The following is a 14,232-nucleotide window of genomic DNA, read 5'->3' as shown; positions in this document are numbered from 1 at the left end:
AACCTCGATGCCAGCCCGCCTCCCGTGCCGAAAGGTGCGTTTCAACAGGGCCGCGTCGCAGCCCCGCGCCGCTCGATGACGGCGGGCAGCACATTCCCCGACCGGGGCAGCCACACTGCGGTGGGAACGCAGGCGGATATGCCCGCGACGCCGGTGCGCCAACGCAAGCTGCACCTCGGGCATTTCGCCTTCATGCGCGCGCTTATCCAGGGCATGGACACGCGTGCCAGCTGGAACCGGTATCTGCGGGTGGAAGGAGAACACAGCGACACGGCGACGGTGCGCAAGACGGTTGCCTGGCTGCGCGACGAATTCGCCGCCGCCGCCCGTCGCTGGCAACGCCATGGCGCAGCACGGCTGGTTCTCGTCGATATCGCAGGCGCGGCAAAAGAAGTTCCGGCATTGCCATCCCTGGCCGATTTCATTGCCGAACGAGGTCTGGAGGATTTTTCCGAAGCGGAGCAGTTGGCTGCCTACCATGCAGAGCATGGCAACGCGGCAGGCCGTGGATCGCGCCGTGCGCGCCTCATTGGCAGGCAGCTGGAGACGTTGCGCTGGCTTGAGGGCCTGGTAGCAGAGCCGCCGCGGGCCGGCGATGCGGTATCCGCCTGGCTGCATCCTGACCTGGCAGCCCGCCTGGAAAGGGCGGACGTGACCACGCTGGCACTGCTGGTTGACCGCATCAATGGCCTTGGGTCGGGCTGGTACCGGGCTTTACCCGCCATTGGCATGAGCAAGGCGACGCGGGTAGTCGACTGGCTGCGTGCGCATGAAGCGACGATAGGCAAAACCGTCGGTGCGCATGCGATGGCGCCCCGGGCCAGCGTGTCGCCTGCCCGGTTGCAGTCCATCGTTCCACCGGCCATGGCGATCGTTCCGCTTGAAAAGCTGATCGTGCCGGACAGCCTGTCGGGCGTCGACGGCTTGTACCGCCTGCCGCAGCAGCGCTGCCTGGTTACGGCAAACAACGATAGGGAAGCCATTCTGGCGTGGGTTGATGCGAAGCAGGGAAGCAGTGTGAAGGCAACGCTGGCGCCACATCGGGGAGACGATCCTGCGCCAGCCGCACCCGAAGCATTTTCGACGGGATCGGCCGTGCTGTCGCACACGCAGCGGGCTTATCTGAAGGAAGCGGAACGTTTTTTCTTGTGGGCCATCGTGCAACGCCAAAAGCCGCTGTCGTCGATGACGCCGGAGGACTGCGTCGCCTACCGCGATTTTCTCGCCGATCCGCAGCCGGCTGCGTTATGGTGCGGTCCGCGCGCCCGGCCGCGCTGGAGTCCACTATGGCGACCGTTCGAGGGTCCGCTGTCGGCAAGCGCCCAGCGTCGCGCCATTGCGATCCTTAAAAGTCTTTACGGCTTTCTGACAAGCCATGGTTACCTGCAGGGAAATCCGCTCGCCGGTTTGGCGCTGCCACGGAAGAGTGAGGCTGCGGAAAGCACGCGTACCCTTACCGCGGCTCAATGGGCCTTCGTTCAAGCTGAAGTCAATGCCTTGGCACAAACGTCGGCAAACCGGCGGCTGAAGTTCGCCTTGCTGCTGCTGCATGAGACAGGGCTTCGGATCTCGGAAGCGGTGTCGGCGCGCATGGCTGACTTGACCTGTGCGCCTTATGGCGATGCTTCCGGTGACACGACCGAAGCATGGAATCTGGTTGTCAGGAAACAGGACGGCAAGGAACGCTCTGTGCCGTTCTCGCCGACCGTCTTGGCAGAGTTGCGCTCTTACCTGGCTTCACGCGGACTGACGGCTGTGCTGCCCGCTGTTCCGGGAAAAGTCAGCTTGCTCGGCAGAGCGGTCGATGTGACGCAGCGGGCGTCGTGGTCGCCTGCTGCGCGTGCGCCAGTCGACCGTCTGGCCGGTATCGGCGCGGCGACCTTGCATGACCAATTCAAGAGCTTCTTTAACGCGTGTGCGCAGAAGCTCCGGTCAACGGATCCAGCGGGTGCGCAAACGCTGCTGAAAGCAAGCGCGCACTGGATCCGGCATGCGCATGGCTTTCGCGCAGTGGCAAGCGGCGTCGGCCTCAGGGTCGTGCAGCAAAACCTGGGACACGCGTCACCCGCGTCGACGGCCCGCTATGCAGCCATCGACGCGCTGCAACGGACAGGACGCAATGTGGGCGTGCGACGCGTCCCGGAATCAACTAGGATCGATGCGCCGACGGAATAACGCCGTTGACCTGCATGCCACTTTGGGCAAGGCCTTCCTGGCAAGGGCCCCCCTGTTTCCGACGTTTCCTTGCTTGGATAGCCAATGGTCCTGTCCCCCGCTTGCCTCTGTGCCTTCGATGGTTGCCGTTCAGGTTTTTATAGCTGATCAAGGACTTTCGGTCTGTATTTTCAGGCGTAAGTAGACAATTCATGAAAAGCAGCAGCATGGCAAGGACCGGTTAGCCAGACTCCCCAGCTTTACCGCTGCTGCTTTCAATAGCTTTTAATTCGTTTACTTGTTTACTGTTTACAAGCCGGAATTCCCTTTATAGACAGAGGGCTACGACGTTTACAGTGGAAGAATTTCCCCTTTTGGATGGAAGATTTTCCCTGTTACGGCGGAAGAAACTCCCCTCCTATCGTGGAAGGATCTCCCCCTCTATCGTGGAAGGAATTTTGGGATCGTGGAAGGATTTCCCCCGCTAACGTGGAAGAAATTCCCCGGTATCGTGGAAAGATTTCCCCTGCCAGCAGCCCATGAAGTCGCGCCACCGGTAGAAAAATCATGCAAAATGAGGCGTGTTTTATCCAATTGTTAATCTTTTAGTTGCCACGTAGACATGATTCTGGTCACCGTTAACCATGGTGGAAGGATTTACCCCCTTCGTCCAAGTTCATGACGTTCACTATGGTGGAAGGATCTACCCCCTCATCTGGCGTTTATTAGCGTAGGGATGGCTATGACAAGGCGATTCGGGTGCTTTAAGCGCTGATAAATACGGCTCATGCGGATTCAGTTGCGTTGGTAATGCCAGATAAAGCGCATTGTGGAAGAATTTCCCCCTCTCTTCTCCCAGCCTCGGTGACGCCATGAAACGATGGTGGAGGAATTTACCCCCTCAAAAGCCTCCAGCGTGCGTCATGGTGGAAGGATTTCCCCTCACGATCTACTTTTTGGTTGGGTCTCGGTGCAATGGTGGAAGAATTTCCCCCCATCGGATGGCGGTACACAGCGTTTCAGGATCACCTGAGGCAATTTCGAAGGGTATTCGGCGTCCATGGTGGAAGGATTTCCCCCGTAGCGCGGAAAGTAATCGGTATCGTGGAAGGAAATACCCCCTGCGGTCGGTATGGTTAATGTGGAAGAATCTCCCCTGCCCTATGCCCGCTGCCTCCTTGCTCTAGCGCTCCCCTAGAAAGCTCGGAAACGACGGACGAATGGAGTTGGCCGTCGGGTGTTCACCGTATTCAGGCAAAAGCCAGGTCACCAGACCGTGCTGTCTAGCGCTATCTACACCTGGTCCGACTGTTTTTGAGTGGTCCACAGCTCGGCTATTTGTTTGATGTCAGTGTGCGTCGGCGGTTAGGTGGCAAAAGCACGAACCGAGGGCCGGAGCGAAAAGAGTACTGGCAGACGGATGCACAAATAAACATCGACGAAGCGAAGGCCGATTTTTCTATCGTGGAAGGATTTCCCCTCTCTCGGCGGCTCACTTCGCTCGTCTATGCATCAGACCCGTGCAGAAGCATACGGCACTCCCGTGTCACGACTGCGTACTGCGCGCCTATCGTGGAGGAAAATTGAATTGCCTTCTTCCACTATTGTGCTTAATATGACGGGCACGTCGAATCGGGTTTGAGCGCCCTTGCCGCAGTCATGCGGTCTACAGCAGGGGAAATCCTTCCACAATGGCAGTTGCATGACAGGCAAGCGTCGTATGGTCAAACCAAAACAAACAAAAAACGAGCTGGTCAAAAGCGACCTCATCAAAACCCCGCAGTCCCTGATTCATATCAGGCACAAGATCACCCTGTCGCAATACAAGTACTGGATCCTGATGTTGCGAGAGTTGCGGCGACAATTCGATTCGGGGATACCGACCGATGAGAAAGGCTTTCGGTCAATGCCGCTGAAACTGTTCGAAAAAGCATTCGGCTATGAAATCAATCGGACAATGCTCTGGAACGACATGCTGGCGCTGAAGAACGAAACGCTTTCCTATAACTTTTTGAGCAAGGATGGTGGTGCTGTCCAGTATGGCGCGGGTTTTATTTCGGAGTGGAAAGTTTTCGCAACCCGGCTGGAGTTCAAGTTCCCGTCGGTCATTGAAGATGTGGTTCGTGGTCTGGACGAGCCGAAGGCAATCTTTCAATTGCTGAACTGGGAAATCTTCAATCATTTTTCCGGTAAGTACGAGGCAATCATTTATAAGCTCTGTCGCGATTATCGGGGCGTCAAGAAAACTCCCTATTTCGACCTGGCCAAGTTTCGCGACTACATGGGCTTGAGCGACGGTGAATACAAGGAATTTCGCGACCTGAACAAGTTCGTGATTTCAAATCCCGTCAAGGCCATTAATCGCAGCGAGGCGTCGGACATTCGCGTCGATGTGGAATTCGAGCGCCAGGGACGCAAGGTAATCGGATTGCGTTTCATGATCGAGCAGAAGGCGCAAACCGTAATTCCGTTCCCGGAAACCGACCTCACCGACGCTTTCCGCTTTGCCAAGGTCAATATCGAGCCGGCGATGCAGAAAAAGTACCTAGAAATGCGCAAGGAAGATGAGATCGAGGTCTGCATCGAACGTGCCAATGAATATGGCGAACAGCAGGCGAGAAAAGGCAAGGATCCCAACTACGGCGCCTTGTACCGCGCCGCCATCACGGAAGGTTGGCACAGTCAGAAGCTGGAGCAGAAAGCCAAGGAAGAAACGGCGGAGAGGCGGCGTAAGGCGACGCAAGCTGTGGCTGAGTCCCAGGCAATGGCACAGGCCGCGCGGGACCGGGAGGAGACTGAGCGCGTCTCCAGGATTCTGTCCGATTTCCACGAATTGGACGAAGACACGCAGGATGAAATCAGGGAACAATTCCGGGCGACGCTTGCCATCCCCTTGAGAAAAAGTTTTGACAAGCAGGGAGAAGCTGCACCAATGGTAAAGAGTATATTTGCCGAGTTCTTTTCATCGAGATATGGCAAAGCTTCTTCCCGGCAAGAAAAAGCATCGGAAGATACGACTGAGTGACTACTCGGCGTAGACAACATGGACTCGGTGCGAGCCCGGTTGTCAGTCCTTCGTCGCAGCTACGATCCGCTCCTAAAGACTGTGTGCAGCCCGAGCCTCCTTTAACATAGGAGGACGGGGCGCAAATCTATCCGTTTCCGGGTTGATGGACGAGCGGCCTGAGACTTCCGGGAACACATCAGTATTTCGGCAAAGACGGATCAGGCTGCTCGGGCTAGGTCGCATGCATGCCAGGCACAAAATTTGTGCTAGCTGGCACTCTGGGGCATCTGCCTGGAAAAGGCTTGGAACTGTCGTGCAAAACAGCACGGTCCGGCCCCTTACAGGCAGAAATGTGCGGATGATGCTTACCAGGCGAAAAATAAAAACAGCGATGCCGGTTTTTAGATATTAAGCCGCATCACCAATCTGAAACCGGCGCTTAAGTTCGTCCACCAGCGCCTGTCTTTCCTTAGGGTCGACCAGGTTGATATCCAGTGCAACCCTTCCGGAATCCCATTCCTTTATGAAGCCGATTTGTGTCTTACCGGCTTTGATCCGGTACTGGCGACTCACTTCCTTTTTCTTGCGCGGCTTTGCATTTTCAAGCTTGGCACGGAGGGCCTCAAGCGCGCGTGAACTGAGATTTTCATCCACGGTACGCTGCATCAGATCAAGAAGCTCCTGTTCGGTTAACAGTTTTGAAAGTTGGTAGATTTCGTAACCCACCGCCACCCCAAATTTTGCAGGTGCCTCGCGCAGCTTGGACAGTGCCGCCTCGGGAAGCTTCAAAAAAGCCATAGTTTTGGCCACAGCCGCCGTCGACAGGCCCGTCAATTCCGCAATACCTGCGCCGTCGGGTACCTTTTGCTCTACCATCAGCTTTTGCCATGCAAGAGCATTGTCGAGCGGTGACTGCGCGTTGCGTTCTTCATTAATCAGGTATGACATCCGATACATGTCGAGTTCGCTCGAAACGTCCTGCAAAAGACATTCGATGTCGGTCTTTCCGGCAGCAAACAAAGCCCGCTTCCGATAGTGGCCGTCGATCAACACGACATGGCCGTCGAGATCAGGATGCCGTGCGGCCGGTGCAGGAACCAGTTGACCCCTGGTGGCAATCGATGCCGCCAGCGCCTTCACTGCCTCCGGATCGTAGATATGTCGAGCATTCAGGGGGTTATCGTGCACCATCGACAGTGGCACTCGCACAATGGTTTTGCCATTAACCCCATCCTTCGAGGCGATTTCCGCGCTGAAATCGACGGCAGAACGGGCGCTTGCTACCGTTGGCCCTACCAAGCCGAGCGGGCGCCCGACCAAGGCGCTGTCTGCGGCGTCGTATCGTTTATCGACATTGGCTGGTTCATATCGCTTTTCGACCGCCTGGGTTTCGCTACGAATCGAGCTGCGTAATAACGATTTCCGGTCCGGTTTGCCACTCATTTTTTCGTCCTTTTCGCCAAGTTCACGCCAAGAATCTGTAAAACTTCATCCGCCAATTTGTCGACTTCTTTGGTTGCAGGGCTGGTTTTCCCCATCTTGTGCACGGTCGATCCTGTGAGCTGGCATTCACGGAATGCCGATCTTGATCCGATCCAGTTTTTCATTAGGGGGATTTCTTCGTCTTCACCAAGCACTTCCAACGTGTCTTTGGCCAGATTAGTGTTTTTCTGCACCATGTTCGGAAGCATACGAATTTGTAGTTGCTCATTTGTAACTTGCGCAGTCAATGCCAGTTTTTTCGCGGCGACCGAGGCCCACATGTCCGCCGGGGCAGGGACGATGGGAATGATCGCCAGATCCGAAATCAGCATAGCGCTGGATGGCGCGGGCGATAGTGCCGCTGGCGGGCAGTCGATAAAAATGAAATCATAGTTATTGAGATGATTACGGATCTCCCGGTGCACCTTCCCGCCCATTGCCGCAAGATTCATTGCGGCGGCAGGAAATGGATCATCATCCGCTGCCTGGCTTGCCCAGCGCGTGGCAGTGCTCTGCTCATCCATATCTACGATGAGAGTCTGGTATCCACGCATGGCGATCGTGCCAGCAAGCTGGATGGTGACGGTGGTCTTTCCGCACCCGCCTTTTTGGTTGAAAACCGTGACTACTTTTGCGGTCATCTGTCTATTCCCTAAATTTTTCTTCCGATTTCTGCGCAGAAATCGGACCTGCTAATCAAACATCCTGCAGCCTTCGGCCAGACAGCATTATATAGAAGCTTATAATTGAAATTGAAGAATTGCCCGTTGTTTTCAATTTTTCTAAACCGGATCCGATAGAGCTGTGATTTCAGCGCGGAAATCGCGGTTTGGAGACGCTAACGGGACACCGGCGGGAGTATGGGACATTTTTGCTGATGCGGCGAGTTCTGCGTCATTTAGGCCGCCCAGTTGCCCGGTTCCACATCAAATACTGCAATCCCTGTTTTGTAACCTCGGAGCAGGCAATTTCCAACGCACCATGTCGCGCTTTAACGGCGAATGGGGGATTAAACGTCGCGCTCGTACACCCTGTGGTTCCAGAATCTTCGCGAATGATGTGAGTCTCATTTCAATCAAAATCGTATAGAGCGATGCCGAGACAAGCACGTTGACTTCCGAGCGATGCATGCCAGGGTATGGCGATTGCAGTTTGCCGATGCGTCGCCTGATAAAGGTCCAGAACGAAGAGCGCGTTAACAGGATGTGCTAATGCTGGCATCGCCGCCAAACGGATGTGCGATTTTATTTTCCTAGTCTTGTCCTTGGAAGAAACCTGCGCAACGAGAAATGCTTCACGTTTTTAGTACGAAGATAGCGATACTGGTCGACGCCGTGGCTCCACCAGCTTGTAGCAGTTAAAACAATACAAATCGTCGTAGGGTTCCTTAAATTTTTTGGACTTTTTAGACGATGATAATTTATATTTTCAATATAATCATCATGGAAGCAACAACACGCCGGTGCCTATGCGATCGGATCACCACCAACGATGCGCCACCAACATCAGGAGACGGTAATAATGCAACACCGACTGCGCGGCTTTCATCACACCTACCTGGTCGGCCTGTTTCACAGCATAACCATGACATGCACCCCAAACAGAAATTGCTCGATACCTTTCGATAATCAACGGCGTAGCGGCAACACATTTGATAGCACGGACCACGATGGCAAGATATTTGTAGCCTGGAATTCTTTCTGACTGACAAGGCCCGGCGCCAATTTTTTATCAATCTACCCATAAGAAAACGTTATTTCATTCCCGAAATCCGGCCATAACAGAATGACAGCTGACTCTCTCTCCTTTTGCCTGGCCGCCGATCAGGACCGTGAACCCTGCAGCAAGCAACCAGCATGTTGATCGCCATGGTGGCAATCACCATATTGCAATCAGGCCAGCGCCTTTCAATCATTCTGAAGTAGCGAGCTTGAAATGGCCCACGAGCCGCGTGGCTAGGACAGGATGCGACGCGGTTGCTTATAGTCGAAATGAGAGAGGGGTAGACGGTAGGTGGAGTTGTGCCAGAACTTCGTCGACAGCGTACTCCGCAGGCCCTATGGCACCGTCTCATGCCCTTACCGCAACAATTGAAAACGAAATAAAACGACCTATACTCGGATTAGCATTCCGGCCGCAAAGTGAAGTTCCTGCGGCGCACTTTCCGGCCGACTCCATTCATCTTAGAGGGAGAACGCTGTGGAACTTCATCTTGGGAAGCATCATAGGGAAGCGCATACGCTCGACTGGACTGCGGCACTGATCGCCGGCTTTCTGGCCGGTGCGCTGTTGATGGTATTGGAATTCCTCTGGGCCGTTACAGGCGGCCATGACCCGTGGGTAATCGCGCATAAGGTCGCCGGTATCACGCTAGGACACAGTGTCGCCACGACATCCGATTTTTCCGCAAGCGTTATCGCAATTGCTTTGGTGACGCACTATATTCTGGGGATGCTGTTTGCCTGCATTCTGGCAGCCGTCCTTTCCACATTCCGGCTGGACGAAAGCCCTGGTATGGCGTTCGGTATGGGTGCCGCCTTTGGTATCGTGCTCTATCTATTCAATTTCTACGTCATGGCTAAGGCCTTCCCCTGGTTTGTCGACCTGCGCACTCTGGAAACATTCATTGGCCATGTGATTTTCGGCATGCTTGCAGGCTTCGCCTACTGGAGAATGCAACGCCATCATGGATAAGCGCGTCGTCCTTCCAAGCCGTACCAGTCGCTAGTGATCTAACTTGTCCGAGGAGGGACGCAACATTTGCTCCACCGGCATCCGATACCGGCGGAGCCGTGCGACGCGACGCGACGGGCTAAGGCCTTGATCACGCCGAGGTGCCGCAGCATCTCGTTGCGTCGTTGGGGGGCAGAACCTGAGTGTTGATCATTTTCCTGGCACATTCTCCCAGCGCAACTGAATTCTTTCACGAGGTTCAGCAGGTCGCGGAAAAGGGCCAGTGGGCCAATGCTTGATTCTCTGCCGCCAGGGACGCACGCAGTATGGTAGCGATATCGCAGGAATAGAGATCGAGCAGTGGCCCTGTTGTCAATGAATGGTAAGCACCCGGCGCAGGATCCATTTACCCAACGTCTCTGCACGTAGCGGCAACTCGTCGCCTTGCTAGCGAAGACAGGCAACAATCGTAATGCGTCCCAAACCAGAAACCAGCAGTGAATGATCAGCGTATCGAACAACACTGGCCAGATCTGCTTCAAGAATCCGATTCAAAACGGCAATTGCTTTTTCTGGATCGCTGTCCGCCATTTTCCTTTTCTAAATTCAAAAAAATGGATAACCATTCTGGTCCCAAAGTCGCGACATTTCTGATGCCGGGCGAACGCGATGAAGTTGCATGCGGGCTTTACGCTGCGCATTGAGAGTAGTCGGGAAAGAACTAGCTCCTACAAATTCCGGTCGAGCGGCGCAGCAGGACGGTGTCCTTAACCTCGTCATGGTTGACGGATGATTCAGCGTTACCGATGCACGAGCCGACTATTTAGGAGAGCAGGCCCTCCATCGTCGGCACGCCTTTTTCATTGGGGGCCCAATTCCGACGAAGTGCAAGCGGATGTCGGTGTGGTGTGGGAGACCCAAAATGTCGGCCTAAGAGACATATTTCAAGTCCATCAGCGCAAGCTCAGTGGACAAATGGTTGCCAAATGTCCCAACCCGCTTGCAATGGCTCTCGGGATCGTTAGACGTGCCAATGTGGCTCACTCCCAAAGGCGATCTGCAGCGCCTCGCGTATGCATTGGGTAATTCCGAAGGCCTCGCGCATCGCGGCTCCGGAATCATCGCCGGTTACTTCCCGCCGAGTATGTCAAGGACAGCCTATTCGACAATTTGCCTTCACGTTTTGAATGAAAAAGGCGCTTCCCCAACCCAATACCAAAGGGTTTGTCGGGTAGGGAAGCAGCTATACGGGGATGCCGGTGAGCTCGGTGCCTAATCAGGGTTGCGGACAAACGCCAGGCTTTCCTGAACCGGCGTGCCTGTTTGCATGGCCCGCTCTATCAGGCCATGCTGGGTGGCCTGGACAATGGCGATGGAAAGCAGTTCTTCCTTGTCGACAAGCCTGTCGAGTGCGCGTTCAAGCCCATTGCTTTCAGTCAGCACGACGCAGGGCACGCTGGCGCCTTCCTCATAGATGCCAACATCGTGTGCAGTTCCGGTACGGGCGGAGAAACGGCAATCTTTCCCATTAATGTTAAATTCAAAGTCCTTGCGCATAACGAATTCCTCCTTATCCAGGTCGGCTGCAGAAAAGACCTGACTAGACTGGCACTGCCGTCACCTGGTGTCAACAGGACCAGGTGACGGCAGTGCGGCCGAGCAATGACTGCTTTGCCATGCCTTGCGACCTTGCACTGCTACGTGTCGTGGTGACATCTCGCCGTGTCGCTGGGATGCGATGACTGGCCTGTACAGCCGCAGTGAAGCAGATCACATCTGCTGCGGCTTTCGATCCACTTCTTCTTGCGAACGCTGCAGGCATCAGGTGAAAGTACAAGGCATCCTCCGCCTGCTGCAAGCCTATGCGCGGGGTAATTACCTGGGCACTTCCATATTTTTTTCCGTATCCGAGCGCTGGTTCGTCGCCTTCAGCTTCGCCACGGATTCCTTTTTCGCGTGCTTGTATTCGGCACGGTCTTTGGTCTTGTCATGCTTGTACGCCTGTTTCGCCTGGGCCTTCTCATCACGACTCTTTGCGAAGGGATCGTTTGTCGGTGCGCCGTCGTTGGCGGCCTTTGCACCGCGGCGCTTGGCAGTGTCGGAATACTCGGTCTGCTTGGTGCCCATGGAGCCTGTCGCGCGTTCTTCTGCCTTCACCTCTGCGCGTGAAACACTGCTTCCCTTGGTAGACGGCGGATTCGAAAATTCACTTTGCCTGTTTGTTTGCTGCGCATGAACGGCCGGTATGCTCAGTGCGAAGATTAAAGCTAGTAGCGTCTTGGACATAACGATTTCTCCCTCAGTTGAAATAGCACTGCTAACGGCTAATTAACTTTCTTTCGCAAGCAGGATATTTTTTCTCACTGAATTGAAACATGACCTGGATCAAAATTTTCTATTAGCGCAATCCCGACCTGTGCTGAGCGACGGTCATCTGAAATTGCCACGCTGCGATCATTCACGGGTCGACTCAACCCGGTTTTATCCTTTTGAGCTATTGCCAGACGCAGCGAGCAAATATAAGATACAAATGTAATGTATCTTTTGGAGTACGACATGGCATTGCTGACCATCGAGGAAAACGCAGGGAAAAATCCCGACACGTCGGGTCTTGCTCATCATCCGCTGCTGGGTCTTGGTTTCCGGCCGTTTTACCTGCTTGCCGCGGCATTTTCCATCGTCGCCATCCCGGTCTGGCTACTGCGGTATTACGGGTTTCTTCAGAGTCTTGTTCATGTCGATCTGGCTTGGCATGCGCATGAAATGATTTTTGGCTTTGCCGTCGCAGTCATCGTCGGGTTCCTCTATACGGCAGGGCGCAACTGGACCGGCCTCTGGACGCCGCGCCGCGGGCCATTGGCGGCGATCGCGTTGCTTTGGCTGGCCGGCAGACTTGCGATGCTGCTGACCCAGCCGCTGCTTGCTGCAGCAGTCGACCTACTGTTTCTGCCTGTTGCCGCCGTGCCTCTCTACCGTGTCCTTCAAAGCGCCAAAAGCAAGCGCAATATTTTTTTGGTTGCTCTCCTGATGTTGCTTGCCCTATGCAACCTTGGTTTCCACGCAGCGCGCCTGGGTTGGTTGCCGATCTCTCCATTACAGCCGGTGCATGCTGCAATCCTGGTTATCGCGGTCATTGAAACTGCGATCGGCGGTCGGGTTATCCCGCATTTCACGGCCAATGCGATCAGCCATGCACGGCCAATCATCGACGAGCGTCGTGATCGCATCACCTTGATATTGACTGCTGGCGTGGCATTCGCCTGGGCGCTGTCCTTGCCAGGGCCGTTCATTGCTGGTATCGCGGCGGCAGCGGCGATGGCGCAAACGACCCGGCTGGCGGGCTGGAAACCGCTTTGCACGTTGCGCAATCCGCTGCTGTGGATATTGCATGCGTCCTATGCGTGGCTGGTTCTGGGCCTCCTCCTCCTTGCCATGTCTGCGCTTGGGCTGACCAGCACGAGTGCCGCGTTCCATGTGCTGGCTATCGGCGCGATGGCTGGGCTCATCATGGGCATGATCACGCGTACGGCGCTTGGCCATACCGGTCGTTCTCTCCGGGCAGGCCGCGGCGAGACAGTGATGTATTTGCTGATTCAGATAGGCGTAGCATCCCGATTGTTGGCAGCGGCTGGCCCCGCTCACCTGCGCGACGTCGGCTTGATGCTTTCTGCGGCTTGCTGGAGCGCGGCTTTCCTGCTTTATGCCCTTATTTATGGGCCTTACCTGTTTCATGCGCGTGTCGACGCCAGGGAAGGTTAGCAATGGCTCTGCGTTACATGGAGAGGCAGCATGATTGATCGTGCTACCCGTACCTTGGCGCCTGCCGCCATTAATGAAACCGCGCGCGAGGTGGCGTGTGCTGAAAAGCGTGCCGGACTCAGGGTTTTCCGACCTGGATCAAGGTGGCCGATCGCAGCGCAATGCCAACATTGCGGCTACCTGCATGGAGAAAAACAATGTCTGACATCATTACTTTCCTGAAGACGGACCGCATCGCCTGCGACCGGCTATTCCGGCGTGTCGAGCAGGCAGTAACGCGCCGTTCCTGGCTGGCGGCCTTTGGTGCCAATACGCGTTTTGAAGCCGCGCTCAACCAGCATCTGCTGATGGAGGAGTTGGTGCTTTTCAAGGCACTCGAGCAATACACCAGCGATGCAAGGAGACCAATTGCTGAGATGCTTGCGGAGCATCAGCAACTGCGTCAAGTCGCAGCGGGGTTACGCGCAGCCATCCGGCGATGCAATGCGCGGTCCTTCTTTGGTATTGCCGGCGCGTTCCGCCAGATGATGGCAGAGCACTGCATGAAGGAAGAAAGCATTGTGTTATTAATGGCGGATCATTGCCTTCGCCCAGCGGCACGCTTCCTGGTCGATTCAATGCGCGCAGTGGAAGCACGGGCTGGTATTGACCAGGCTCAAGCCCAGCGTGCCGGCTTTGCATGACGTACTTTCAATAACGAGGGCTCTGTCAGCGCCTGGCACCAATCAACATCGGCCCGCACGCAGCCCATCGTGAAAACGGCTTTCGCCTTGTCGGTGCTACGGCAGGGAAATCATCACTACTTTTGTGAGTGGGCCGGCGCGCTCAAAAAAGGGATCACGGATAGGCCGACCGGGAGTACGGCAGACGGAGTCCATGGACATTGCCCGCCAAAGACGGACGCCATCGGGCTTTTCGCGCAAATGGCGACTAAAAAGCAGCGCTACGCTCCTCTGCAATCGATCGCAGAGTTCCCATGAACCAGCATCGCGCCTTTTTGACGCGTAGGAAAATTCTGACAATTTCTTGTCATGAAAATTCTACAGAACGATGGCTGATCCTCGATATACAAGCCATCTCAATTTCAGCAAAATCCACGACACAACAAGATTGCGCGGATATCTGATTTGACATGTACCGCGACTAATCGAGATTAA

The 14,232-nt window shown here is 55.1% G+C and carries 10 protein-coding genes; 5 read left to right on the top strand and 5 right to left on the bottom strand.

The window, feature by feature from the left end; translation table 11 throughout:
- Positions 1 to 138: 138 nt before the first annotated feature.
- Positions 139 to 2,175 (top strand): site-specific integrase, encoded by a 2,037-nt coding sequence (locus ABC383_RS24690; RefSeq protein WP_413018162.1) that lies wholly within the window; start codon positions 139 to 141, stop codon positions 2,173 to 2,175.
- Positions 2,176 to 3,856: 1,681 nt separating this feature from the next.
- Positions 3,857 to 5,179 carry a hypothetical protein gene (locus tag ABC383_RS24685; protein ID WP_413018161.1) on the top strand — a complete coding sequence of 441 codons (1,323 nt, stop codon included), beginning with the start codon at positions 3,857 to 3,859 and terminating at the stop codon, positions 5,177 to 5,179.
- A 390-nt stretch (positions 5,180 to 5,569) separates the two neighbouring features.
- Here the strand turns inward: ABC383_RS24685 and ABC383_RS24680 are convergent, their stop codons facing one another.
- Positions 5,570 to 6,604: a ParB/RepB/Spo0J family partition protein gene (locus tag ABC383_RS24680; protein WP_413018159.1), complete on the bottom strand. Its 1,035-nt coding sequence runs from the start codon at positions 6,602 to 6,604 to the stop codon at positions 5,570 to 5,572.
- Entirely contained in the window at positions 6,601 to 7,284 is a 684-nt protein-coding gene (locus tag ABC383_RS24675; protein ID WP_413018157.1) for an AAA family ATPase, read from the bottom strand. The genes ABC383_RS24680 and ABC383_RS24675 overlap by 4 nt, the downstream gene beginning before the upstream one ends.
- 1,558 nt (positions 7,285 to 8,842) lie before the next feature.
- Here ABC383_RS24675 and ABC383_RS24670 point away from each other — a divergent pair.
- On the top strand, positions 8,843 to 9,337 hold the full coding sequence (locus ABC383_RS24670; RefSeq protein ID WP_413018155.1) for a hypothetical protein: 495 nt from the start codon (positions 8,843 to 8,845) through the stop codon (positions 9,335 to 9,337).
- A 426-nt stretch (positions 9,338 to 9,763) separates the two neighbouring features.
- Here the strand turns inward: ABC383_RS24670 and ABC383_RS24665 are convergent, their stop codons facing one another.
- The 3 genes from ABC383_RS24665 to ABC383_RS24655 all read right to left on the bottom strand — a co-directional run bounded on the left by ABC383_RS24665 (position 9,764) and on the right by ABC383_RS24655 (position 11,602).
- Positions 9,764 to 9,907: a hypothetical protein gene (locus tag ABC383_RS24665; protein ID WP_413018153.1), complete on the bottom strand. Its 144-nt coding sequence runs from the start codon at positions 9,905 to 9,907 to the stop codon at positions 9,764 to 9,766.
- Positions 9,908 to 10,588: 681 nt separating this feature from the next.
- Positions 10,589 to 10,873 (bottom strand): hypothetical protein, encoded by a 285-nt coding sequence (locus tag ABC383_RS24660; protein WP_413018151.1) that lies wholly within the window; start codon positions 10,871 to 10,873, stop codon positions 10,589 to 10,591.
- 318 nt (positions 10,874 to 11,191) lie between these two features.
- On the bottom strand, positions 11,192 to 11,602 hold the full coding sequence (locus ABC383_RS24655) for a hypothetical protein (RefSeq protein ID WP_413018149.1): 411 nt from the start codon (positions 11,600 to 11,602) through the stop codon (positions 11,192 to 11,194).
- Positions 11,603 to 11,872: 270 nt separating this feature from the next.
- On the opposite strand from ABC383_RS24655, the gene ABC383_RS24650 reads away from it, so the two are divergent.
- The gene (locus tag ABC383_RS24650; protein ID WP_413018147.1) at positions 11,873 to 13,075 is read left to right on the top strand and encodes an NnrS family protein; all 1,203 of its coding nucleotides are present in this window, start codon (positions 11,873 to 11,875) and stop codon (positions 13,073 to 13,075) included.
- 197 nt (positions 13,076 to 13,272) lie between these two features.
- Positions 13,273 to 13,758, top strand: a complete 486-nt coding sequence (locus ABC383_RS24645) for a hemerythrin domain-containing protein (protein WP_413018145.1) — start codon at positions 13,273 to 13,275, stop codon at positions 13,756 to 13,758.
- Positions 13,759 to 14,232 lie beyond the last annotated feature (474 nt).

The organism is Noviherbaspirillum phoenicis (genome assembly GCF_047237965.1).
GTDB lineage: Bacteria > Pseudomonadota > Gammaproteobacteria > Burkholderiales > Burkholderiaceae_D > Noviherbaspirillum_A.
The sequence above is the reverse complement of the archived record's forward strand: the minus strand, read 5'-3'. Positions and strand labels throughout refer to the sequence as shown.